Source organism: Cardiobacterium sp. Marseille-Q4385, from assembly GCF_916618745.1.
GTDB lineage: Bacteria > Pseudomonadota > Gammaproteobacteria > Cardiobacteriales > Cardiobacteriaceae > Cardiobacterium.
Genome location: NZ_OU745373.1, coordinates 898401 through 920321, shown reverse-complemented (window position 1 = coordinate 920321; position 21921 = coordinate 898401). Strand labels below are relative to the sequence as shown.

Below are 21921 nucleotides of genomic sequence, written 5' to 3'. Positions count from 1 at the left end.
CATCGAACTAGACTACCGCAGGCGCACAAGTACCTGATGCTCCCGCAGGCAGGCATCAGGCGTGCGGTTTTTCCCGCATCAGCGGCGGGGCATCCGGTGGCGGGGCGCTAAATTCTGCCTGCCACTGCCAGGGTAGGGCGAGGATGACGAGGTTGGCAAAAGCGGCGATGCAGAGCGTCCATATGGGCAGAAGGCTGCCGCAGAGCGCGAGGGCGTAACCGGTATTCGCGGCGAAGAGGTACCAGGCGAAGGGGCGGACGCGCAGCGGCGGGTAGGACGAGGTAGTGGGTGACACGGTGCCGTCAAGGATGGCGCGGATGGTGACGCAGAGGTCTTCGGTCGGTGCATCGTTTTTGCCGAGGCATTCGGTGATGATGATGCGGTGCTGACCGTCGCGGCTGATAAGGCCGATGTGTTGTGTGTAGTTGCCACCCCAAGAGAGATTGGGGGATAGGTGTTTGACACATTTGCGCATTTCCTGCCATGGGATATGGGTATTCAGCGGTCCTGTGAAGAGCAGGGGCATACCCCGAATGGGAGTACGACGCAGTGCCAGATGCAGGCCGTGGCAGTCGGCGCGGGCGAGCGGCTGTGTGCGTTGGAAAAAGTTGTGGCGGATATTGAGGCAGACGGCGATGGTGGCAATCGCTGTAAGGCACCATAGCGGGATATAGAAGACGATATCGTCCGCTGTGGCGGCATGGAGGTGTTTGCCCGCTGTGATCGTCATTTTCAGCAATAGCAGCTGGGGCAGGAGCAGCCAGAAGTGGTTGAGGTTGCCGCGTTGGACAAGGTCGGGGTATTTGTACCAGTCGCGTTGCCAGCCTGTGGGCAGGGTAACGGGCACGGGCGTTTCGCCGTCAATGTAGCGCTGCGCGGCAATAGCAAGTGCGTTGAGTTCTGAAGCTCCGTCCAGACCGTCCACATGCAGCTTCAGTGGTGGTAGGTAGCCGTCGCCGGTGTTGCGCAGGGTGATGCACAAAATGGCGTGAGAACTGTCAAGGAGTTCTTCAAAGGGTGTCGCGTCATAGCTGATTGTCACTTGTTCCAGGGCGTCCCAGCGCCATTGGTGGCTAATTTTGCCGTAGTAGCCGTACAGGGTCAGTCCCTGCGGGTCGCAGATGGCTAGCGGCGGGTCGCAGAAGAAGTCGTAAACGGCATGACGCCAGTAGATAAGTGCTGTTAGGAAGACGGTAAGGAGCACTCCTGCCGTGCGCCATGATTGCTGTACGCCCGCTGGTGGCAACAGACTGAGCCACAGGAAAATCAGGATAAAGAGCGATGCGGCAATGCCGCTTCGGTAATCAACCTGACGGTTGCGCCAGACAAGAGTCTGCGGATTGGCGAGGTCGGGGGTGAAGTGCGATTGGGTTTCGTCGGGCATGGGTCAGCGGCGATTTTTGCCGAACAGGCGGTAGAGGTCGCCGATAGGCGCATTGAGCAGGTTCAGGGCAATAAAGAAGGCGAGAAACGGGAGATCGTCGGCAGTGGTGCAATCTGCCGAGAAATAGATGCAGGGGAAGGTCAGGTGGAGCAGCCAGGCGGTCAGCAGCAGATTGAGGCATAAATAGAAAGTGAGGCCGCTTGCGGCAGTTGGCGTGGGTGGTTGCGGTGCAAGCAGCGGCAACGGTTGTCCGCTGGTAACAGCGGTAATGACAGCGGCGATTTCCCGGCCGGTATTTTCGGCCTCTTGCAGGTCGGTCATGTCCAGGCGGTAGATGTGATCGAGGCGGTCGGTGAGTAGGAGCTGGTAGCATTGGCGGTGCCCGCTGCCGGTTTCTCGCCATTCGATGTGCAGGATGTCCGCCCAGCGCAGGTGGAGTGTTGCGCCGCCACCCGCGCGATAGATATGCAGACCATTGTCATCGATGGCCACCTGTTGCCGGGCGGGAGTTGTGCGGCGGTAGCGGCGGTAGCTATGGATAAACACGCGCAGGATACAGAAGATGCCGAGGGCGATGGCGGAGAGGGTGAACGGATGGAGGAGGCGTAGGAGAAGCGGCGCACCGTCCGGCCAGACGCGCAGGCGGGCACCGAGGAAGGCGGGCAGGAAAAGCAGCACCCACAGCAGCAGGGTCAGCATGTAGTTATCGCGGGGATGGCTTTTGTCGAAATGCTTGTGCGGCTGCTCGTACCAGATATGGGTAAAGTCGGCAGGCGGGGCGGGCAAGACGGGCGGCAGGATGCCGCGCAGGCAGTCTTGCGCGGTGGCGGCGATGATGCGGTAGGTATTGCCTTCGCGTTCGAGGCGGCGGTCGCGGTAGTCAAACGGCGCGCCGTCGCGCGGGGTGATGCGCAGGGTTTGCAGGATGCCGTGGGTGGCGACGTTTTCGATGTCCTGCCAGCGCCATTGTTGCTGGATACTGCCGCGTCGCGCGTAGATGGTCAGTCCCTGCGGGTCGCAGACGAGGCAGGGAGCGAAATAGGCGGTGTGGCTGACGGCATAGTCACTGCGCAAAACGCTGATGGCGACGGCCAGCCATAGCAGCAGGTACAGCCAGCCGTAGTGCGTCAGACCCAAGAAGGCGGACGCCTTGGGGTCATAGAGGATACCGAGGAGGATGGCGCCGCTGGCCAGCCAGCCCCGGCTGTTCTGCCAGGGGGAATGACTGCTGCCGCCCCAGCCACGGCTGTGCGGATTGGCGAGGTCGGGGGCGAAGTGCGACCGGGTATCGTCGGGCATGGGTCAGCGGCGGTTTTTGCCGAACAGGCGGTAGAGGTCGCCGATGTACAGGTTGAGCAGGCTCACAGTGAAGAAAGCAACAAGGAACGGAAGGAAGCGGCGCGGCTCGAAGGCGGTGCAATGTGCCGGGGAGTAGGCGCAGGGCAGGGTCAGCCAAACGAGCCAGGCGGTCAGCAGCAGGTTGAGCCAGAACAGCGGGGCGACGCCGCTTGGGCTCGTCGTTGCAGGAGATTGCGGCGCAAGCGGCGGCAACGGCTGCCTGCCGGTAACAGCGGTAACGACGGCGGCGATTTCCCGACAGGTCTCTTTGGCCTCTTGCAGGCCGGTGACGTCCAGGCGGTAGGTGTGGTCGAGGCGGTCGGTGAAATAGAGCAGGTAGTGTTTCTGGCGCTCGATGCGGACTTCCCGCCATTCGACACCCAGGATGTCCGCCCAACGCAGGCTGAGTGCCGGAACGCCACCCGTGCGGTAGATATGCAGGCCGTTGTCATCCATGGCCGCCTGTCGCCGGGCGGGAGTCGTACGGCGGTAGTTGTGGATAAGCACGCGCAGGATGCAGAGGATGCCGAGGGCGATGGCGACGAGGGTGAGCGGATGGAGGATGCGCAGGAGAAGCGGCGCACCGTCCGGCCAGGCGCGCAGGCGGGCACCGAGGAAGGCGGGCAGGAAAAGCAGCACCCACAGCAGCAGGGTCAGCATGTAGTTATCGCGGGTATGGCTTTTGTCGAAATGCTTGTGCGGCTGCTCGTACCAGATATGGGTAAAGTCGGCAGGCGGGGCGGGCAAGACGGGCGGCAGGATGCCGCGCAGGCAGTCTTGCGCGGTGGCGGCGATGATGCGGTAGGTATTGCCTTCGCGTTCGAGGCGGCGGTCGTGGTAGTCAAACGGCGCGCCGTCGCGCGGGGTGATGCGCAGGGTTTGCAGGATGCCGTGGGTGGCGACGCTTTCAATGTCCTGCCAGCGCCATTGTTGCTGGATGCGGCCGCTGCGGGCGTAGATGGTCAGCCCCTGCGGGTCGCAGACGAGGCAGGGGGCGAAATAGGCGGTACGGCTGGCGGCATAGTCGCTGCGCAAAATGTGGACGGCGACGGCCAGCCACAGCAGCAGGCATAGCCAGCCGTAGTGCGTCAGACCCAAGAGGGCGGATGCCTTGGGGTCATAGAGGATACTGAGAAGGATGACGCCGACGGCCAGCCAGCCCCGGCTGTTCCGCCAAGGGGAATGGCTGCTGCCGCCCCAGCCACGGCTGTGCGGATTGGTGAGGTCGGGGGTGAAGAGAGGCATGGGTGGCTCTGGTGGTGATTCATGGCGCGACCGTCGGTGGGTTCATCAGCGGGTAGCTGTCCACCACGCCGCCGGGGTGGATGGCGGGGAATTGTTGTTGTGCGTATTTGAGCAGTTGTGCCGCCGGGCTGTTGATGAGGATTTTCGCGTTCGGCGCGCGCCACAGCACTTGGTCGAGGATGTTGTTCGGGCGGTAGGGCATATCGGCGATGCCGTCGCCGTTCAGGTCGAAGGCGCTGTTATCGCTCCAGTAGTTGCCGTGCCCGTCAAGCGACCATTCGATGAGGCGGGTGCCGACGTACATGACCTGGGTCTGGTTGCCAATGTAGGCGTTGTCGTGGATGCGGCTGTCCGTCGAGCCTGCGGTGGAATGCACGCCGATGGTGCAGTTACTGAAATGGTTGTGGTGGAAGCCGTTCTGGTTGGCGTTGTAGAGGAAGACGCATTTGTTGGCGCCGTTGATGCGGTTACCGCTGATTTCCGACTGGTTGACGGCGTTGAGCATGAGGCCGTGTTCGCGGCTGTTGTCGCTTTCGTTATCGCGCACGGTGATGCGGTTCGAGAACATGATGACGTAGGCGGATTCGAGGTCGGAGAGGTGGTTGTTTTTCACTTCGCTGTCTTCGGTGTACATGTAGTGGATGCCGAAGCGGATGCCGCTGATGGTGTTGTTTTCAAAGAGGTTGTATTTGCTGTTGGTGACGTAGATGCCGTCGCGCCCGCCGCTGATGGTGTTGTTGCGGATGATGGTGTGCAGGCTTTTCCAGAGCTGGATGCCGTTACCCCGGTCGTTGGTGCGGCCGGTAGTCTGGCCGGTGACGGTGTTGTGTTCGACGATGCCTTTTTCCGGTCCCCAGACGTAGATACCGAAGAGGTTGTCGCGGGCGTGGTTGTGATGAATGCGGATGTTGTGCGCGGTACGGTCGGCAAAGATGCCGGCGTCCATGTCGAAGAGGTTGCTGCCGGAGTGTTGCACGGTGAGGTGCTCAATGGTGCTGTCGGCAGCTTTGATATGCAGCACTTTGCCTTTGCCGCCGCCGTCAAGGATGCTCTCGCCCGTCGTGCTGCCGCTGAGGGTAATGGGGGTGTTGATGACAAAGTTGCCGCGATAGGTGGCAGGTGCGAGGGTCAGGTGATCCCCCGCTTGGGCGCTATCCAGATAGTGTTGCAGGTCGGCATCGGCAGGAACGGCGATGTCGGCGGCGTGAGCGGCGAGGTTCAGGGTCAGGAGGAGAAAGAGCGGGGTTTTCATGGAGCTGTGGTATGGGTTTGCGGTTCGAGCGGGAAGTTTGTGTTTATGGCGCTTGCGGGATTTCGGCCTGCGGACGTCTCCACCCCGATCCTTTCTTGCTACGTGGGCTGTTCCGTTTCCGCAAGCGAGGTTTCATGTGCAAGCGGATAGGCCGTGGTTGCGTCGCTGACCGGGTTTCGGGCGGGGCTGTGTCAGCCCGCCGCTGCGGGTGCGGGTTTCGGGGTAATCGGGGTTGCCGGGGCTTCAACATCGGTGCAGGCGGCGGCGTCAATGTCGTTTTGCATGATGGGATTGCCGTGTTCGTCCTGGTAATCGAGGTGGATGTTGCGGATTTTTTTCTTCGCCCACAAGGTGGCAAACGGTTCTTGCGCGCAGAGGTAGGGCAGGCTGCCTTTGCGGTAGGCGGTTTGCAGTGCGGCCATGTCGTGTCCGGCCTGGAAGGCGGCGGCGTCTTCCACGCCCTTGATGACGGCGGTGAAGGTGTAGGTGTTGTTGTCGAGGCTGACGCTGTGGAAGTGGCTATCGGCGATGTCGTAGGGCAGGAGGCTTTCGAGGTACGGCAGGGCTTCAGCGGCGGTTTTGAAGGTGGGCGGGGCAGCGGGCGTAGTGTCGGTTTTGTTGTCGCCGACAGCGGGTTTGTCGCTTGCGGCAGCGGTGTTCTCTGCTTTGGCAGCTGGTTTGTCGCTTGCGGCAGCGGTGTTCTCCGCTTTGGCGGCGGGTTTGTCGCTTGCGGCAGCGGCGTTTTCCGCTTTGGCGGCGGGTTTGTCGCTTGCGGCGGCAGCGGTGTTCTCCGCTTTGGCGGCGGGTTTGTCGCTTGTGGCAGCGGTGTTTTCTGCTTTGGCGGCGGGTTTGTCGCTTGTGGCAGCGGCGTTTTCTGCTTTGGTGGCGGGTTTGTCGCTTGTGGCAGCGGTGTTTTCCGCTTTGGCGGCGGGCGTGTTGTCCGCTTTGGGCGTCGTGGGCTGGTCGCAGGCAGTGAGGAGGCAGGCGAAGGCGGTGAGGAGCAGGCAGGTATTTTTCATGGGGTTTCCAGGCGGGGTAGGGCAGGGCGGCGGGCCGCCCTGCGGCTGTGATTTAAGCGGTAAGGCGTTTTTTGAAGAGACCGAGGCAGACGGTGCTGACGGCGGTGCCGGCGAGGATGGCAACGGCGTAGAGCAGGACGTGATCAACCGCGTTCGGGATGAAAAGGACGAACACGCCGCCGTGCGGGGCATGCAGGCCGCAGCCGAAGGCGACGCTGAGGGCGCCCGTGACCGCCGAACCGATGACCAGTGCCGGGATGACGCGCAGCGGGTCTTTCGCGGCAAAGGGGATCGCGCCTTCGGTAATGAAGGACAGGCCGAGGATACCGGCGGCTTTGCCGGCTTCGCGTTCTTCGACGGTGAAGCGGTTTTTGAAGAGCAGCGTCGCGCAGAAGATGGCGAGCGGCGGGGTCATGCCGGCGGCCATGGTTGCAGCCATGGGGAAGAAGATGTTGCTGCCGATGAGGGCGGTGGAGACGGTGTAGGCGGCTTTGTTCACCGGGCCGCCCATGTCGAGCGCCATCATGCCGCCGAGCAGGCCGCCGAGGAGGAAGGCAGCGAAACCTTTGGCGTTTTGCTGGGTTTCCAGCCAGGCGGTCAGCGCGGCCATGAGGCTGCCAACGGGTTTGCCGACGACGTAATACATCATGAGGGCGACGATAGCCGTGCCGAGGAGCGGCAGGATGATCATCGGTTTCAGGCTTTCCAGTTCGCGCGGCAGTTTGATGGTTTTGGCGAGGAAGGCGACGAGGTAGCCGGCCATGAAGCCCGCCAGTATCGCGCCCAAAAAGCCGGCGCCAATCTGGTTGGCAATCAGTGCGCCGACCATGCCCGGCGCGATGCCGGGCCGTCCGGCGATGGAATAGGCGATGTAGCCGCCGAGGACGGGGATGAAGAGCTCGAACGCGGCTTTGCCCGCCCAGAAGAGATTGGCTGCGAAGGTGCCTTTGTAGGCGTCTTCGTAGATGAAGATGCCTTTTTCGCCGAACTGGAAGGAGGCGAAGGCGAAGCCGAGGGCGATCAGCAGACCGCCGGCGACGACAAAGGGCAGCATGTAGGAGACGCCGGTCATCAGGTGTTTGTATACGCCGCTGCGTTCCGGCTTGGCGTCGCCCGCTGCGGCAGCGGCGCTGTCGGCGGCGAAGACGGGCGCTTCGCTGAGGCGGTGTTGATGACTTTGGCGGCATCGTTGATGGCCGCTTTGGTGCCGGTGCGGTAGAGGCGTTTGCCGGCGAAGCGGGCGGGGTCAACGTTGGTATCGGCGGCGATGATGACGACATCGGCGCGGGCGATGTCTTGCGGCGTGAGTACGTTCGCAGCGCCGACACTGCCCTGGGTTTCGATTTTGACTTCGTGCCCCAGGGCGCGCGCGCCGATTTCCAGGGCTTCCTGCGCCATGTAGGTGTGGGCGACGCCGGTCGGGCAGGAGGTGATGCCGATGATGTATTTGCCGCTTGCGGGGGCGGCAGCGGCAGGCGCGGCGTCGGCAGCGACGGTGGACAGGGTTTCGCGGATGTCGTCGGGATCGGTGGTTTTAGCGAGCCGCGCCGCGACGTCTTCGTCGCCGACGACGGTGCTGAGGCGTTTCAGCACGCCGAGGTGTTCGTTATCGCCGGCAGCGATGCCGACGATGAGGTAGGCGGGTTCGTCGTCTTCCCAATCGACGCCGTCCGGCACTTGCAGCACGGCGATGGCGGTTTCCTTGATGAGGTCACGGCTTTGCGGTGTGCCGTGCGGGATGGCGACGCCGTTGCCGAGGTAGGTGTTTTCCTGGGCTTCACGCGCGAGCATGCCGTCCACATAGGCGGGCTCGACTTTGCCGTTTTCAGCAAGCAGGGCCGCGACCTGGCGGATGGCGTCCGTTTTGTCCCTGGCGGTGGCGCCGAGACGGATAAGGGCGTTGGTGAGTTGCATGGATACTCCTGTGGTGGGGATGGGGTGCCGCCACGCGTGACGGCTTGTTTATTATGCAAATTTTTTGCGCGGACGGCGGCGAAAAAGCGCGGGCTTGAGCCCGCCGCAAATGTTCCTTTACCTCCGTCACGGTGGGGCAAGACCTGCCCTGCGCGAGAAGTCAGTATTTACGCCGCTTGGCGGGCATCATTCGTCGAAGCCTTCCGAGTAGCCCTGGGCGAGATCGCCGAATTTGAGGTACTGGCCGAGGAAGCTGAGTTTGACGGTGCCGATGGGGCCGTTCCTCTGTTTGCCGATGACGATTTCCGCGATGCCTTTTTCCGGCGAGTCGGGGTTATAGACTTCGTCGCGATAGACAAACATGATGACGTCGGCGTCCTGCTCAATGGCGCCGGATTCGCGGATGTCCGACATGATCGGGCGTTTGTTCGGGCGGTGTTCGACCTGGCGCGAGAGCTGGGAGAGGGCGATGACGGGTACGTCCATCTCTTTGGCGAGCAGTTTCAAGCCGCGCGAGATTTCGCCGATGAGCGAGGCACGGTTGTCGTCGCGGCTGTCCGGCAGTTGCATGAGTTGCAGGTAGTCAACGAGGACGAGACCGAGCGCGCCGACTTCGCTTTTCAGGCGGCGCACCCGCGCGCGCAGTTCGGTGATGGTGAGGTTTGAGCCGTCGTCGATGTAGAGCGGCGCGTTTTGCAGTTGGCTGACGGCAAGCGCCAGTTTGCCGCGCGTGTCGTTGCCTTTGATGTCGCCTTTGCGCAGTTGTGATTGGTCAATGTTGCCCAGCGAGGACATCATGCGCAGCACCAGCGCCCGCGCGGGCATTTCCAACGAGAAGACGGCAACGGGCTGTTTGGCACCGATGGCGACGGCTTCGGCGATGTTCATGGCGAAGGTGGTTTTCCCCATCGAGGGGCGGCCAGCGATGATGATGAGGTCGCCCGCCTGCATGCCGGCGGTCATTTTGTCGAGATCTTTGAAGCCGGTGGGGATGCCGATGACGTCGCTGCCGCGCTGGCTGACTTCTTGCAGGTATTGCACGGTGTCGGCGAGGACGTTTTTGATTTGGTGGAAGCCGTCTTCTTTGTGTTGCTGGTATTGGTTTTTGATGTCGAAGACGCGCTGTTCGGCGCTGTCCAGCAGTTGTGCGGCGCTGCGGCCTTCGGGCTGGTACACGCTTTGTGCGATTTCACCGCTGCTTTTTAAAAGGGCGCGCAGGATGGAGGCTTCGCGCACGATGTCGGCGTAGGCGGCGACGTTTTGCGCGCTGCCGTAGGCGTCGGCGAGGCTGGCGAGGTAGGCGGTACCGCCACAGTTATCGAGTTCGCCCGCTTCGCGCAGGGCATCGGCGACGGTCACAACGTCCAGCGCTTCCTGGTTGCGCCCGGCGACGCTTTCCATCGCTTTATAAATGAGCTGGTGGGCGCGGTTGTAGAAGTCTGGCGCGCTCACTCGCCCGGTGACGCGATCCCACATGTTGGCATCAAGCAGCACGCCCGCCAGCACCGCCTGTTCGGCATCTTGCGAGTGCGGCGGCTGGCGCAGGCGTTCTTCTTGTTGTTCGAAATCGGCCATCAGGCTTCTCCGCGTCGGGTTTCTTCGGCAGCGACGAGGCGGGCGCGGGTGTCGTTAATCCAGGTTTCGGCGATGGCGTTGATTTCCGCCGGGGTTTTGCCGTGGGGGTCGATGGGCTCGCCGACGACGACGTGCACGGTGCCAGGGTGCATCAGGCCGCGTTTCGGCCAGAATTGTCCGGCATTGTGTGCGACCGGTACGGCAGGGACGCCGAGGGCGGTGGCAAGCCGGGCAGCGCCGAGTTTGAACGGTAGCGGCGCGTCCGCTGGCGCGCGCGTGCCTTCAGGGAAGAGGATGACGCTGTAGCCCGACTCGATGCGTTGGCGTCCTTCTTCGATGACTTTCTGCATGGCCTGACGCTTCTGTTTGCGGTCAATCGGTACGGGGCGCAGCACGGCCAGCGCCCAGCCGAAGAAGGGCAGCATCATCAGTTCTTTTTTCAGCACCCACACCTGGCGCAGTTTGAGGTTGGGCAGGAAGGCAGTTTCCCAGGTGGACTGGTGGTTCACCATGAGGACGCAGGCCCCTTGCGGCATTTTATCGAGGCCGTGGATTTGCCATTTGATGCCGACGATGAGGCGCGCCAGCCAGATGGTGGTATAGCCCCAGCCGAAGGCAAGGCGCAGGCGTAGCGGGAAGGGCAGGACGATGAGGCAGACGATGAAGGCCGACCAGAGGATGGTGGCGGGGACGAAGAGGATTTTGAAGAGCCAGGTGCGCAGGGTGTTCATCAGGCGGCCTCCTTGAGCCAGTGGTTGACGGCGGTTTCGACGTTGGGATAGCTGAGGACATCGCGCAGGGCGGCGCGGTGTTTGTGTGCGGTGTTTTTGCCGTGACCGGTGCGGACGAGGACGGGCACGGCCCCCGCCGCTTGCGCCGCCTGCACGTCAACGAGGTTATCGCCCACGAAGGGGACGCCGCTGAGGTCGGCCAGGCCGAAATGGCGTGCCTGGTCAAGCAGCATGCCGGGGTTGGGTTTGCGCAGGGGGTGGTCGCTGTCGGCGCTCGCACAGTGAACGATGCGGTCAATGTGGCCACCAAATTCACCCGCGACCAGCCGCAGTTTATCGTGGATACGGGTGAGGGAGGCTTCATCAAGGACGCCGTGCGCAATGCCGCCCTGATTGGTGCAGATGCCAACGCGGATGCCGGCCTGGGTGAGGCGGGCGATACCGCGCAGGGCGTTGGAAAGGAGGCGCAGTTCTTCGGGGCGGGTGATGCGTCCAGCTTCGTTGAGGACGCCATCACGGTCGAAGAGGACGAGTTTTTTATCCATATTTATCATGGTATTACCGGATATTATCGGGGTTGGCGGCGGGAAGTGTAGCACAGCGTGCCGGGTGGTTTTTTTCTCCTGCAGCGACAGGAATTTGCCCAGCGGGCGGGATATGATGGGTCGGGTTTGTGATGGAGGGATCGGTGATGAATGCGTTATTGGGATTGTCCGCGCCGCGTCAGTTTGCCGCGCAGCGGCCGCAGGGAACGGCGCCGGATATGCGCTTGGCCGGGGTATGTTTTGTGGCGGCGGTGTTACTGCTGGCAATCTGGCTTGGCGAGGGCTGGACGTTTGGACGCTGGCTGGCGACGGGCGGGGTCGTGGCAGCGGCATGGTGGCTGTCGCGATTGCTGCGCGGCGGGCGGCCGGATGCAGCCTTGCAGCGGCTGGCGCAAGTCACGGTTCCGGAAGCGGTATGGAAGGACGCCCTGCTCAAAGGCGTTGTCCTCGACGCGGAGCAGCGTGCGCTGCTGGTCGAGGCTTTGCGCGACTGGCTGATGATCCGCCATCGCTATGGCGCGCCGCTGCCGCAGCCGTCGCGTTATGTGCAACAGTTGTGGCTGGCGCTGTTTAACCAGCCGGGCTGGTTGGAAGCGGTTGGCGAGCGGCGTGTACCACCCCCGTCGCGCTGTAACATTGGCAATGGTCTGTTGTCCTGGATGTTTGCCTGTGCCTTGCAGGAGGTGAATCCGCGCGCACCTGCGTTTTTGCCGCGCCTGTGGTGCGTAGATGTGGTCATTGATAAAGGGGAATTTGCCGCAGCAGCGGCACAGGCGAAATGCGAGGTGTGGGCGGCGGCATTTGTCGCGGAAGAGCGCCGCCGCCGGGGCGGCAGTTGGTAGCGGAGCGGTTCGGGTTAGTGGTAATCGGCTTCTTCGTCCATCCGTTCCAGCGCCTGCATGATGTCGTGGCATAGCTGTTCGGTGCCCATGCCGGTTTCCGCCGAGATGCGGTACACCGGCCCCTGCCAGCCGAGGGCGGTGGTGATGTTTTGTTCCAGCGTCGCGCCGTCTTCGGCAGTCAGCGTGTCCATTTTGTTCAGCACCAGCCAGCGCGGTTTATCGGCAAAAACGGCATCGTATTTGGCGAGTTCCAAGCTGACCTGCTCGAAATCGCGCACCGGGTTTTGCGAATCACTAAGCGGTGAACAGTCAAGGACGTGCAAGAGCAGGCGGGTGCGTGCGAGGGGACGCAGGAACTGGTGACCGAGGCCGGCGCCTTCCGCCGCGCCTTCAATCAGGCCGGGAATATCCGCCATGACGAAGCTTTGCAGCATACCGACGCGGACAACACCGAGGTTGGGATGCAGCGTGGTGAAGGGGTAGTCGGCGATCTTTGGGCGGGCGGCAGAGACGCGGCTGATGAGGGTGGATTTGCCCGCATTCGGCATGCCGAGCAGGCCGACATCGGCAAGCAGTTTCAGTTCGAGACGCAGATAGCGTTCTTCGCCTTCGCTGCCGGGTTTGCATTGACGCGGTGCGCGGTTGGTCGAGCTTTTGTAGCGGGTGTTGCCGAGGCCGTGATAGCCGCCCTGCGCGACCAGCAGACGCTGTCCGTCAACCGTCAAATCGCCGATGAGTTCGTCAGTCTCGTCCACAAAGACTTGTGTGCCGACCGGCACCGGCACGATGAGGTCTGCGCCGCTGCTGCCGCGCTTGTTGCGCCCTTCCCCAGCCTTGCCGCTTTCCGCCTGATAGCTGCGGTTGTAGCGGAAATCGGCAAGGGTGTTGATGCCTTCCTGGGCGACCAGGTAAACGCTGCCGCCGTCGCCGCCGTCGCCGCCATCTGGTCCGCCGAAGGGGATGTATTTTTCCCGGCGGAAGCTGACGATGCCGTTGCCGCCTTTGCCTGCGCGTACATATATGCGTGCTTCATCTACGAATTTCATGGGGATTCCTCTGTGTGTCTGTTTTTATTGTATAGCCGTTCGTCCGTCGGCGCCGGTGGCAATAAAAAAGCCCCGCATGATGCAGGGCTTGCGGCAAAACGCGTGTTAATCAGGCTTCTGCTGCTTCGGCAACAACGCTGACGTAGCGACGCTTTTCCGGTCCGCGTTTGCTGAACATAACGGTACCGGTCGCAGTGGCGAACAGGGTGTGATCGCGACCGACGCCGACGTTTTCACCTGCATTGAACGGGGTGCCACGTTGGCGAACCAGAATGGAACCGGCGCTGACAAATTCACCACCATAGCGTTTGATGCCGAGGCGTTTGGATTTGGAATCGCGACCGTTGCGGCTGGAACCGCCTGCTTTTTTGTGTGCCATAGTCTCTTACTCCTTATTGTTGACCGTCGATAGCGTCAATGACCACTTCAGTGTAGTTCTGACGGTGCCCCATGCGTTTCATATGGTGCTTGCGACGGCGGAATTTGATGATCTTGATTTTCTTGTGGCGACCGTGTTCGACGATCTTGGCGCTGACGGTTTTACCTTCCAGATAGGGCGCGCCAACGCTGACATTGTCATCACCACTGGCGATGAGCAGTACTTTGTCGAAAGCGATGCTGTCGCCTGCTTCACCCGGCAGGGTTTCCACTTTCAGGCGTTGACCGGGTTTGACTTTGTACTGTTTACCGCCGGTTTCAATAACTGCAAACATGTTGTTCTCCAAAAAATTCATGCGCGAACAGGGTTCTGCCCGCTGTCAAAGGCGGCGAATTATACTGGCGCCATGCGGTGAATTCAATAGCGACGCCATATGCTTACGTGCTTTTTCCTGATGTTTTTTGTCCTTATGCACAAAGCGCTTGCAATCATTGTTGAACTCCCTATAATGCGCGCCTCACCTAGGCGCATAGCTCAGTTGGTTAGAGCACCACCTTGACATGGTGGGGGTCGTTGGTTCGAGTCCAATTGTGCCTACCAGAACATTAAAGCCCGTCGTACTGACGGGCTTTTTCTTTACCTGTTTAACGGGTAATCGTCACCGGATTCTGTCGCCACATCGCAATCAGGCAGGTGTGCACGGTAATTACCAGTTCCACCAGCGTGACCGCAATCATCACGCCAAGAAATGCGGTGAGAATCCAATATTGCTCGTCACGAAATGGCAGCTGCATATAGCGCGGCAGCACCAGCCAGACAAATAGCGCCACCATCAGCAGTGTGTAAGTGGTGATGTCGCCCATGATGTCGCCAAAACACTGTTTGGGATGGTCATAGCCGGAAGACTTGTTCGCCGTCCACACCGACCAGCCGAGATACACCGCTGCCAGTGCGAGCAGGACAAATGCCAGCATCAAATCGGCAAGTTGCAGGAAAAAAGCGACACCGAAGCCGGCGATAGTCAGGATGATGCCGAAGCGGAAACAGGATTGCAGGAACGTTTTCATAAAAACCTCATTTGGACAGGGAAAGCCGATTATAGCCGCGATGCGTGCAAAAGCAGCCGCACCGCCGTTTGTGGGGGAAGTGCTAAAATCCGGTCTTTCCCCCACTAACCGCCGCTATGAACTGGATTCAGCTCCTCTCTACTTACCGCATTGGCCAGGCCGCCTGTCCGGAACCTTCCGTCCGCTCCGATTTCCAGCGCGACGGTGACCGCCTTATTTTCTCTGCTGCCTTCCGCCGCATGAAAGACAAAACCCAGGTTTTCCCGCTGGAAAAAAACGACTACGTCCGCACCCGACTCACCCATTCGCTGGAAGTCTCCTGCGTCGGACGCAGTCTCGGCAGCAGCGTTGGTACCCGCCTCGTCGCGGAAAATCCCGAACTCGCTGCGCACGGTATCCATGCCGCTGACATTGGCGACATCGTCGCTGCCGCCTGCCTGGCGCACGATATCGGTAACCCGCCCTTTGGCCACTTCGGTGAACAGGCGATGCGCGACTATTTCGCCAGTCCTGACGCTGCGAGCATTCTCGACCGCCTCGACAACGATGCACAGCGCGCTGATCTGCTCAACATTGAAGGCAACGCACACGCCTTCCGCATCATGAACCGTCTCGAAAGCCCGGATAACCACGGCGGCCTGCGCCTCACCGCCGCCACCCTTGCTGCTGCCAGCAAATATCCGGCGACTGCCTACCGTAGTCCGTACAAAAAGAATGGCGTCTATCAGGATGACCTCACTGACTTCGCCACCCTCTACACTACCCTCGGCATCCCGCCGCGCGGCGACAGCGGCCAGGCCTGGCACCGTCACCCGCTTTCCTACCTGATGGAAGCTGCCGACGACATCTGCTACCTCATCGTGGACATCGAAGACGCCTACCAAATCCGGCAAATTGACCATCGCCGCGCCCTGGAACTGCTCGCTGACCTGGCGGGCGACATGGTGGATCCATCACGCCTTAACGCGATGGAAAGCAAGAGCGATCAGCTCGCCTATCTTCGTGCCAAAGCCATTGGCCGCCTGGTGCACGAAACCGTCGCCGTCTTCCAGGACAACGAAAGCGCGCTGCTGGCGGGCGAACACGATGCGCCGCTTCTGAAAGACATCCCCTCCATCGAAAAATTGCGCGCCCTGCGCGAGTACGCGGAAAAATACATCTACATCAGCCGTCCGGTTGTTGAAGTACAAATCGCTGGACACCGCGTGTTGACTGGCCTCATGGGCATCTACTGCCAGGCCATCGCCAACACCCATGGCCGTGACAACATCACCCGCGCCGACCAGATGTTACTGGCGCTACTGCCGGAACGTTTCCGCAAAAACCGCGACAGCCTCTATCAAAAACTGCTCGGTGTTTGCGACTACATCGCCGGTATGACCGACAGCTACGCCGTCTCCCTTTACAAAAAACTGACCGGCATCAGTCTGCCGGTAAATTAAGGAACCCCATGACCACCCCCCATGCCCGCACCGAAATCCTCGTTGGCACGGATAGCGTCCGCCGCCTGCACGACAAAACCGTCCTCATCGCCGGCCTCGGCGGTGTAGGCGGCTACTGCGCCGAAGCCGTCGCCCGCGCCGGTGTCGGCCACCTCATCCTGCTTGATCACGACACCGTCGCCCCGTCCAACCTTAACCGTCAACTGCTTGCCCTGCACAGCACCCTTGGCCGCGCCAAGACTGCCGTGATGGCCGAACGCCTGCGCGACATCAACCCGGAACTGCGCCTCACCATCGAAGAACGTTTCCTCCATCCTAGTCAGGGCAAAGCCTTCCTAGCCCCGTACGCACTCGATTTTCTCGCCGACTGCATCGACTCCATCGGTTGCAAGGCGGCGCTCGTCCACGCCGCACAACAGCGCGGCATTGGCGTCATTTCGGCGATGGGGGCGGGCAACCGTCTCGATGTGAGTCGCGTCCACATTCTGCCGCTCGCCGATACCATTGGCTGCCCGCTGGCGCGGGAAATGCGCCGCGTCCTGCGCGGGCGGGGCGGCAGCCTTGATTACCCTGTCATCTTTTCCGACGAAGTTCCGCGCAAACCGCTGCCGCACCAGCCGGTGAGCGGCACGCCGGGTCGTGCCCGCGCCGTCAACGGTACCATCTCCTACATGCCGGCGCTGTTCGGCATCATGATGGCAGGCTACATCGTTGAACGGTTGCTGGCGGAATGAAGTGGCGGTAAACAAAAAACGGGGCATATGCCCCATTTTTTGCCCGTCATATTGACGGACCCTTTAATTAAAAATCGTGATGCAGCATCAATTTCGTCACATAGCCGTCATCACTACCGTGTTTACGGTAAAAACCTTTCAATTCCGAATACGTGCGCGGGCTGAAATAATAGCGGTAGCCCAAGTGGTAGAGATTCAAATCTTTTTGCTTGTCATAATCCAGCATTTCCCAACCGGCGCGTACTTTTTGTCGCCCGAAAGCATAATCGGCGGAAGCGGCAAAATATTCACCGAAACTGGCATGGTGGTGATAATCCAGCGCCAATGTCAGTGATTGCTCGCGGTCCTTGTTTTCATAAGGCGTATAACCGACAGAAGCGCCAATGAGTTCATTTGTTTTCCCACCCAGTTTGGTTTCGATGGCATCCACACTGGTGCGCTGATAACCAACCCCAGCATAGAAATTGCGCCCCTGATAACCGGCAGCGGCATCATAAGCATTAAAGGCGCGGGTTTTGCCATTGATGATTACTTCATGACTGCCGTCCAGCACGCCGTCCAAGGAAATATGGAAACCGGAACCGGCAATATTGTCGAGATCGTAGCGGATCATCTTGCTCATGCGCTCAATACCTGGCGTCAATTCGTCGAATACCGCCTTGCCGATGGTTGTTTTCCAGGAGGTTTTTTGCCGCCCCAGCGTCAATTTGCCGAAGCTGCCTTCCAAGCCGACATGCGCCTCGCGCACACCGTTCAGCCCGCTGCTGCCGTCTTTCTCCTCATGGGAAAAATGGAAATTGAAAAAGGCCCGCAAGTCGTTATTCAGCGCTTCTTCACCGCGAATCCCTAGGCGGACGTGATCGCTTAAATACTCGGCGCGCGTCTTGTCGTCCTTGTTGAGGTCGCCGACCTTTATCCCCTGCTCAATGGAGCCGTACAGCGTTGTACTGGAAGCGCTAGCCAGCAATCTGTCGCTATCTGCAGCGATGGCCAGCATAGGTACCAGCGAAACGGCCAGACCGATATATTTACTACCCATGGTTATTTCCCTCTGTTTTTGTGGTGAAAGATGGCGCGAGCATATCGGTATCTTTAACAAACGGCAATCAGAAATTAATATCCCAAGGTTATAGTCATTAGATAACGCTATCAGGCGGTTTTTTCAGCCAATTCTTTTCCAACAGAGGTATAACAAAAGACAGCCGCTTACTATCACGAAAGGGATAAGAATCGCCATGTAGTATTGCCTTAAAAAAGGGCGATGAGCGATAGCAGCTGCCATTTCTTGCGCTATCACGTGATAGCTCTGCGGACACGAAAAAATCCGCCACGGCGTCGTTACGGGGGCCGCCAAGCGGTGGGCATCGCGCCAAAGAAAAAGCCCCTCTAGCGAGGGGCTTTGGGCGTGATGCGGCAGTATCACAGCGCGCTTTGTACGGTTTCAAGCAAGGCCTTGGCTTCGTTTTCCGGCGCGGGTTTGCCGTCAAGGGTTTGCACCACGGCGATACTTTGTCCGCCCTGGTCGGCAAGACGGATGCGGTAACGTGGTGCGTTCGCTTTGTCCGCCTTTTTCTTGCTACCCCACAGGCGCGACCAAAAGCCCTGTTTATCCTGTTTTTCTGCGCTTTGCGGCTGGTATTGCACTTGGTAGGTGCCGCTGTTGTAGTCCTGTTTTTCCAGGGCGAAGCTGGCTTTATCAAGGCCAATGCCGAGGATGCGCCAGGCTTGCGCGTAGCTGCCGGGAATGGCAAGTGCAGTTTGGCCGCCGGCGGTGGTCAGGGTGGCGCGGGCGCTGGTGATATCGCCGCCGCCCGTTGCCGGGTTCTGCGCGATTTGTTGTTGACGGCGCAATTCAGCCGAGACAAAGAGGGCAACGCGACGCGTCATTTCCAGCTGCATTTCGGGGTTGTCGTTATCCGAGGTCTGCCAGCGGTAACCCTGCGCTTCTTTACCCTGGCGGTCGCGCACGGCTTTTTCTTCGGCCTGACTGTACACAAGGGTGACACTGGTGGTGTTATCGCTTTCGCGGGCGAAGCGGATGCGGTAGCGATCGCGGGTGCCGCTGTCGTGGGTGAGGCTGATGATACTGTTGAGCAGGCCGCTGAAGCCGGTGCGCGGCAGGTCGGACAGGTTCTCCAGCCAGTCGGTTTCCATCAAGCCGATAGCGGGTTCCTGAGTTTTAAGGCGGATGCCATTATTCTCGAAGTATTTTTTGACGGCTGCCCAAACGGTTGAGGTATCGGCGGAGACACGGATGTAAGGCAGGGTGCCGGGCTGTTCGATGACTTGTACGCCGTAGAGTTGCGGCAGGACCTCAATGTAGCCGCGCTGGTTGCGCACGACGTTGTCTTCGTTATAGGCCTGGTAACTGGCAACAGCGCCCGGGTTTAGTCCCGGTACGGTCATTTGGTCATCCACGGTGCTGCGGCTGAGGTCGGGCGGGATTTCCAGCGTACGGCTGACGTTGCTTTGCCGGTAGTCGGGACGGCGATCGGGCAGTTTGTCGGTGAGATTGCCGGCGCTGGAGCAGGCAGCGAGGGCGAAGGCGGAGCCGAGAGCGATGAATATGTGGGTTTTCACGGGGTCCTCTTGTGGATGGATCTTGTTATAGAAGGGCAGCGCGGCGCAGGGCAGCTTCGACGCGTTCCTGGATATCCGGCGCAAGCGGCACCAGCGGCAGGCGGATGCCGCCATCGATTTTGCCAAGACGGGAGAGTGCCCATTTCACCGGCAGCGGGTTGCATTCGTAGAACATCGCTTCGTGCACGTCTTTCAAGCGGTCGTTCAGTGCGTAGCAGCGTTCATGTTCGCCGGCAAGCGCGGCAGCGGTCATGGCATGCATCACGTCCGGGGCGATATTGGCGGTGACGGATACGACGCCGCTGGCGAGGCCGTTGCACATGGCTTCTGCGGCAAGGCCGTCCTCGCCGCAGAGCACGGCAAAATCCGGCGGGCAGATGGCGTGCAGTTCCTGCATGCGCTGCATGGTGCTCGCTTCCTTGATGCCGACGATGTTGTCGATAGCGGCAAGTTCACGGACGGTTTCAGGCAGCAAGTCGCAGGAGGTACGACCGGGGACGTTATAAAGCAGGTGCGGCATTGGCACCGCTTCGGCTACGGCCTTGAAGTGGGCGTAGAGGCCGCGTTGCGGCGGTTTATTGTAGTAGGGGACGACTTGCAGGGTAGCAACGCAGCCGGCGTTATAAGCAGCGAGTGAGAGATCGATAGCCTCGGCGGTCGCGTTGCCGCCTGCGCCGGCGATGACGGGGACGCGTCCCGCCACTTTTTCGACAATGTAGCGGAAGACGGCTTTGTGTTCGGCGGGATTGAGAGTAGCAGATTCGCCGGTAGTACCGACGGCGACAATGGCATCGGTGCCGCTTGCGACATGCCATTCAACCAGTTGGGAGAGCCGCGCCCAGTCAATGTTGCCGTCGGCAAACATGGGTGTGACCAGGGCGACGATGGAGCCTCTAAACATGGGGTTTCCTGAAGCAAATGGAGGCGTCATGGTATGCGCTTCACAGTGCTAAAATCAAGCGCACCACAGGCTATCCACAAAGGGTTAACGTATGAATATTCCGCAAGATTTCCACTTCGCCGCAAGCGGTGGCGAGGATTTTTCCACAGCCTCTTTTCAGGGCCGCTGGACGGTGCTGTATTTCTATCCGAAAGACGCGACGCCGGGCTGCACCAGCGAGGCGCAGGACTTCCGCGATCACTACGACGCTTTCCGTGCGCTGGGCGCGGAGATTGTCGGCGTCTCGCGCGACAGTCTTGCTGCGCACGATAAATTCCGCACGAAAGAGGCCTTGCCGTTCCCGCTTGTCAGTGATCCCGACGAGGTGCTGTGCCGCGCCTTCGACGTTATCAAGGAAAAGAAGAACTACGGCAAAACCTATATGGGCATTGAGCGCAGTACTTTTTTGCTGAACCCGCAGGGCGTCGTGGTGCGCGAATGGCGCAAGGTGAAGGTGGCGGGACATGTGGCGGAGGTGTTACAGGCGCTGCAAGAAGTAGCAGGGTAGAGACGCCGTGCATGAAAAAGCCGCTGTGTGAACAGCGGCTTTTTTGTGTCGCGCTCAAAGGTCGGCGACGCGGGCGGGCAGTTTTTGCAGTTGTGCGGTGTCGGTTTTCTGCATGAAGTCGCGTTGCAGGAAGGTGTCCACGGCGCGGCGGTTGTCCGGTGTGATGTGGGCATCGTAGATGTCCGGTAGGCGCATGCGGATGTAGTTCAGCGCCACGCCGAGGATGATGTGCCCCCAGTCTTCGCTGGACGCGTCAAGCTGTGGTGCAAGCGGCAGGGCGCGGGCGAGAGCGGCGCGGCTGCGCGCGATGTGCGGGTGCGGAATGCTGCCCGGCGGCTGGTGCATGTTGAGGGCAAAGGCGCGCACGGTCTGGTTAATGGCAGCGATGCCCCAGCCGGCGCGGGCGCAGGTGCCGCCGCCGCGCAGGACACGGTCATCCAGGTACTGCATGATGATGAGGCTTTCGGTGATGAGGTGGCCGTCGTCGCAGTGTAGCGCCGGGATTTGGCTGAACGGGTTGACCGCGAGCAGTGCCGCCGGATCTTCCCAGGGCAGGACGAATTGCAGTTGCAGGTCGTTTTTGCCGCTGCGCAGGGCCGCGATAAGGGCGAGGCGGGCGTAGGGCGAGGTGGTGCTGAGGTAGAGTTTCATCAGGTGTTTCCGGTAGGGGTTTATGACACTGCGCGGCGCAGTTCGCCAATGCTGGCAGGATGCTGCTCCAGTCGGGCAATGGCGACGGCGCGCACATCGGGGCGTTCGCAGTAGGCGGCAAATGCTTGCTGGTTGGCAGCGCTGAGATGGGCGCGGTAGAGGTCGCCGTGGCGCAGTTCGGCGTAGGAGAGCGCCATGCCGAGGACATGGGTGGCGACTTCATTACTGGCCGGATCAAGCGGCGGGCAGTGGGCGAGGCCCCGCGCAACCGCATCACGGGCGCGCGCGATATGCGGGTGTGCCGGGGTGTTTTCCGGCTGGAAGCGGGCGAGTGAGTAGGCTTTTACGACCTGGTCAAGCAGTTCGTAGCCGTAGCCCGCCAGCGCCGCTTGCTGCGCACCCCGGAAGGGGTGATCGAAGAGGTAGTCAAGGATGAGCGGGCTGTTGGTGATGATGGTGCCGTTGTCGGTAATGAGCGTCGGCACTTGCGAAAGCGGGTTGATGGCGGTGAGTTCGGCCGGTGTCGTCCACGGATCCACATAGGCGAGTTGCAGTTCGTCCATGCCGCGCGCGAGGGCGGCGAGCATGACCATGCGGGCGTAGGGGGAGGTGGTGCTGGTGTAGAGTTTCATGGGGGTATCTCCGGATGGGTTTGACGGCATTGTATAGTCGTTCCAAATAGAACTGATACGGTGTTGGCTCAGTCCTGTTTGAAACGACTATTGCAGT

The 21921-nt window shown here is 60.7% G+C and carries 23 protein-coding genes and 1 tRNA gene; 5 read left to right on the top strand and 19 right to left on the bottom strand.

All coding sequences use genetic code 11. The features are described from left to right. Positions 1–55: 55 nt before the first annotated feature. The 10 genes from LG374_RS04380 to LG374_RS04330 all read right to left on the bottom strand — a co-directional run bounded on the left by LG374_RS04380 (position 56) and on the right by LG374_RS04330 (position 11012). The gene (locus tag LG374_RS04380) at positions 56–1384 is read right to left on the bottom strand and encodes a hypothetical protein (RefSeq protein ID WP_225756558.1); all 1329 of its coding nucleotides are present in this window, start codon (positions 1382–1384) and stop codon (positions 56–58) included. A gap of 3 nt (positions 1385–1387) precedes the next feature. Further along, positions 1388–2683 carry a hypothetical protein gene (locus LG374_RS04375; RefSeq protein WP_225756557.1) on the bottom strand — a complete coding sequence of 432 codons (1296 nt, stop codon included), beginning with the start codon at positions 2681–2683 and terminating at the stop codon, positions 1388–1390. 3 nt (positions 2684–2686) lie between these two features. Next, positions 2687–3967 carry a hypothetical protein gene (locus tag LG374_RS04370; protein WP_225756556.1) on the bottom strand — a complete coding sequence of 427 codons (1281 nt, stop codon included), beginning with the start codon at positions 3965–3967 and terminating at the stop codon, positions 2687–2689. Positions 3968–3986: 19 nt separating this feature from the next. Next, entirely contained in the window at positions 3987–5219 is a 1233-nt protein-coding gene (locus LG374_RS04365; protein ID WP_225756555.1) for a nitrous oxide reductase family maturation protein NosD, read from the bottom strand. Positions 5220–5410: 191 nt separating this feature from the next. Next, positions 5411–6238, bottom strand: a complete 828-nt coding sequence (locus LG374_RS04360; protein ID WP_225756554.1) for a hypothetical protein — start codon at positions 6236–6238, stop codon at positions 5411–5413. A gap of 52 nt (positions 6239–6290) precedes the next feature. After that, entirely contained in the window at positions 6291–7310 is a 1020-nt protein-coding gene (locus LG374_RS04355; protein WP_255594410.1) for a PTS fructose transporter subunit IIC, read from the bottom strand. Continuing rightward, positions 7310–8152: a fructose PTS transporter subunit IIB gene (locus LG374_RS12500; protein ID WP_370639305.1), complete on the bottom strand. Its 843-nt coding sequence runs from the start codon at positions 8150–8152 to the stop codon at positions 7310–7312. Before LG374_RS12500 ends, LG374_RS04355 begins: the two co-directional genes overlap by 1 nt. Before the next feature lie 186 nt (positions 8153–8338). Continuing rightward, on the bottom strand, positions 8339–9727 hold the full coding sequence (gene dnaB / locus LG374_RS04340) for a replicative DNA helicase (protein ID WP_225756553.1): 1389 nt from the start codon (positions 9725–9727) through the stop codon (positions 8339–8341). Next, complete coding sequence (locus LG374_RS04335) at positions 9727–10458, bottom strand: 1-acyl-sn-glycerol-3-phosphate acyltransferase (protein WP_225756552.1); 732 nt, start codon at positions 10456–10458, stop codon at positions 9727–9729. Before LG374_RS04335 ends, dnaB begins: the two co-directional genes overlap by 1 nt. Continuing rightward, a complete protein-coding gene (locus LG374_RS04330) occupies positions 10458–11012 on the bottom strand; it encodes an HAD-IIIA family hydrolase (RefSeq protein ID WP_225756551.1) in 555 nt (184 codons plus the stop codon). Before LG374_RS04330 ends, LG374_RS04335 begins: the two co-directional genes overlap by 1 nt. Positions 11013–11149: 137 nt before the next feature. Here LG374_RS04330 and LG374_RS04325 point away from each other — a divergent pair, with 137 nt between their 5' ends. Then, entirely contained in the window at positions 11150–11845 is a 696-nt protein-coding gene (locus LG374_RS04325; RefSeq protein ID WP_225756550.1) for a hypothetical protein, read from the top strand. 14 nt (positions 11846–11859) lie between these two features. On the opposite strand, the gene cgtA is transcribed toward LG374_RS04325, so the two are convergent. From cgtA to rplU, 3 genes are all read right to left on the bottom strand, one after another. Further along, on the bottom strand, positions 11860–12891 hold the full coding sequence (cgtA, locus tag LG374_RS04320) for an Obg family GTPase CgtA (RefSeq protein WP_225756549.1): 1032 nt from the start codon (positions 12889–12891) through the stop codon (positions 11860–11862). A 109-nt stretch (positions 12892–13000) separates the two neighbouring features. Then, entirely contained in the window at positions 13001–13270 is a 270-nt protein-coding gene (gene rpmA, locus LG374_RS04315) for a 50S ribosomal protein L27 (RefSeq protein ID WP_225756548.1), read from the bottom strand. Between the two features lie 13 nt (positions 13271–13283). Beyond that, positions 13284–13604, bottom strand: a complete 321-nt coding sequence (gene rplU, locus LG374_RS04310; RefSeq protein WP_040388931.1) for a 50S ribosomal protein L21 — start codon at positions 13602–13604, stop codon at positions 13284–13286. Between the two features lie 189 nt (positions 13605–13793). Here rplU and LG374_RS04305 point away from each other — a divergent pair. Next, positions 13794–13870: transfer RNA gene (locus tag LG374_RS04305), tRNA-Val, on the top strand. 44 nt (positions 13871–13914) lie between these two features. On the opposite strand, the gene LG374_RS04300 is transcribed toward LG374_RS04305, so the two are convergent. Then, positions 13915–14337, bottom strand: a complete 423-nt coding sequence (locus LG374_RS04300) for a hypothetical protein (protein ID WP_225756547.1) — start codon at positions 14335–14337, stop codon at positions 13915–13917. A gap of 116 nt (positions 14338–14453) precedes the next feature. Here LG374_RS04300 and LG374_RS04295 point away from each other — a divergent pair, with 116 nt between their 5' ends. After that, positions 14454–15779, top strand: a complete 1326-nt coding sequence (locus tag LG374_RS04295; protein ID WP_225756546.1) for a deoxyguanosinetriphosphate triphosphohydrolase — start codon at positions 14454–14456, stop codon at positions 15777–15779. Between the two features lie 8 nt (positions 15780–15787). Next, a complete protein-coding gene (locus LG374_RS04290; protein ID WP_225756545.1) occupies positions 15788–16513 on the top strand; it encodes a ThiF family adenylyltransferase in 726 nt (241 codons plus the stop codon). Positions 16514–16580: 67 nt separating this feature from the next. Here LG374_RS04290 and LG374_RS04285 read toward each other — a convergent pair whose 3' ends face one another. From LG374_RS04285 to dapA, 3 genes are all read right to left on the bottom strand, one after another. Next, positions 16581–17552 (bottom strand): porin, encoded by a 972-nt coding sequence (locus LG374_RS04285; protein ID WP_225756544.1) that lies wholly within the window; start codon positions 17550–17552, stop codon positions 16581–16583. Positions 17553–17932: 380 nt separating this feature from the next. Further along, positions 17933–19093 (bottom strand): outer membrane protein assembly factor BamC, encoded by a 1161-nt coding sequence (bamC, locus tag LG374_RS04280; protein ID WP_225756543.1) that lies wholly within the window; start codon positions 19091–19093, stop codon positions 17933–17935. 25 nt (positions 19094–19118) lie between these two features. Continuing rightward, positions 19119–19994 carry a 4-hydroxy-tetrahydrodipicolinate synthase gene (gene dapA, locus LG374_RS04275; protein WP_225756542.1) on the bottom strand — a complete coding sequence of 292 codons (876 nt, stop codon included), beginning with the start codon at positions 19992–19994 and terminating at the stop codon, positions 19119–19121. A gap of 91 nt (positions 19995–20085) precedes the next feature. Here dapA and LG374_RS04270 point away from each other — a divergent pair, with 91 nt between their 5' ends. After that, positions 20086–20541, top strand: a complete 456-nt coding sequence (locus LG374_RS04270; RefSeq protein WP_225756541.1) for a peroxiredoxin — start codon at positions 20086–20088, stop codon at positions 20539–20541. Positions 20542–20595: 54 nt separating this feature from the next. Here LG374_RS04270 and LG374_RS04265 read toward each other — a convergent pair whose 3' ends face one another. Both LG374_RS04265 and LG374_RS04260 read right to left on the bottom strand, forming a co-directional pair. Then, positions 20596–21192, bottom strand: coding sequence for a glutathione S-transferase N-terminal domain-containing protein (locus LG374_RS04265; protein ID WP_225756540.1), 597 nt, complete (start codon positions 21190–21192; stop codon positions 20596–20598). 20 nt (positions 21193–21212) lie between these two features. Then, on the bottom strand, positions 21213–21824 hold the full coding sequence (locus LG374_RS04260; protein WP_225756539.1) for a glutathione S-transferase N-terminal domain-containing protein: 612 nt from the start codon (positions 21822–21824) through the stop codon (positions 21213–21215). Between the last annotated feature and the right edge of the window lie 97 nt (positions 21825–21921).

Coding starts and splice junctions, on each gene's coding strand:
- LG374_RS04375 (WP_225756557.1), bottom strand. CDS start 2,683: ATGCCCGACGATACCCGGTCGCACTTCGCCCCCGACCTCGCCAATCCG.
- LG374_RS04335 (WP_225756552.1), bottom strand. CDS start 10,458: ATGAACACCCTGCGCACCTGGCTCTTCAAAATCCTCTTCGTCCCCGCC.
- LG374_RS04265 (WP_225756540.1), bottom strand. CDS start 21,192: ATGAAACTCTACCTCAGCACCACCTCGCCCTACGCCCGCCTCGCCCTT.
- LG374_RS04270 (WP_225756541.1), top strand. CDS start 20,086: ATGAATATTCCGCAAGATTTCCACTTCGCCGCAAGCGGTGGCGAGGAT.
- LG374_RS04300 (WP_225756547.1), bottom strand. CDS start 14,337: ATGAAAACGTTCCTGCAATCCTGTTTCCGCTTCGGCATCATCCTGACT.
- LG374_RS04380 (WP_225756558.1), bottom strand. CDS start 1,384: ATGCCCGACGAAACCCAATCGCACTTCACCCCCGACCTCGCCAATCCG.
- LG374_RS04330 (WP_225756551.1), bottom strand. CDS start 11,012: ATGATAAATATGGATAAAAAACTCGTCCTCTTCGACCGTGATGGCGTC.
- LG374_RS04365 (WP_225756555.1), bottom strand. CDS start 5,219: ATGAAAACCCCGCTCTTTCTCCTCCTGACCCTGAACCTCGCCGCTCAC.
- rpmA (WP_225756548.1), bottom strand. CDS start 13,270: ATGGCACACAAAAAAGCAGGCGGTTCCAGCCGCAACGGTCGCGATTCC.
- LG374_RS04290 (WP_225756545.1), top strand. CDS start 15,788: ATGACCACCCCCCATGCCCGCACCGAAATCCTCGTTGGCACGGATAGC.
- dnaB (WP_225756553.1), bottom strand. CDS start 9,727: ATGGCCGATTTCGAACAACAAGAAGAACGCCTGCGCCAGCCGCCGCAC.
- dapA (WP_225756542.1), bottom strand. CDS start 19,994: ATGTTTAGAGGCTCCATCGTCGCCCTGGTCACACCCATGTTTGCCGAC.
- LG374_RS04370 (WP_225756556.1), bottom strand. CDS start 3,967: ATGCCTCTCTTCACCCCCGACCTCACCAATCCGCACAGCCGTGGCTGG.
- cgtA (WP_225756549.1), bottom strand. CDS start 12,891: ATGAAATTCGTAGATGAAGCACGCATATATGTACGCGCAGGCAAAGGC.
- LG374_RS04285 (WP_225756544.1), bottom strand. CDS start 17,552: ATGGGTAGTAAATATATCGGTCTGGCCGTTTCGCTGGTACCTATGCTG.
- LG374_RS04295 (WP_225756546.1), top strand. CDS start 14,454: ATGAACTGGATTCAGCTCCTCTCTACTTACCGCATTGGCCAGGCCGCC.
- rplU (WP_040388931.1), bottom strand. CDS start 13,604: ATGTTTGCAGTTATTGAAACCGGCGGTAAACAGTACAAAGTCAAACCC.
- LG374_RS04355 (WP_255594410.1), bottom strand. CDS start 7,310: ATGACCGGCGTCTCCTACATGCTGCCCTTTGTCGTCGCCGGCGGTCTG.
- LG374_RS04325 (WP_225756550.1), top strand. CDS start 11,150: ATGAATGCGTTATTGGGATTGTCCGCGCCGCGTCAGTTTGCCGCGCAG.
- LG374_RS12500 (WP_370639305.1), bottom strand. CDS start 8,152: ATGCAACTCACCAACGCCCTTATCCGTCTCGGCGCCACCGCCAGGGAC.
- LG374_RS04260 (WP_225756539.1), bottom strand. CDS start 21,824: ATGAAACTCTACACCAGCACCACCTCCCCCTACGCCCGCATGGTCATG.
- LG374_RS04360 (WP_225756554.1), bottom strand. CDS start 6,238: ATGAAAAATACCTGCCTGCTCCTCACCGCCTTCGCCTGCCTCCTCACT.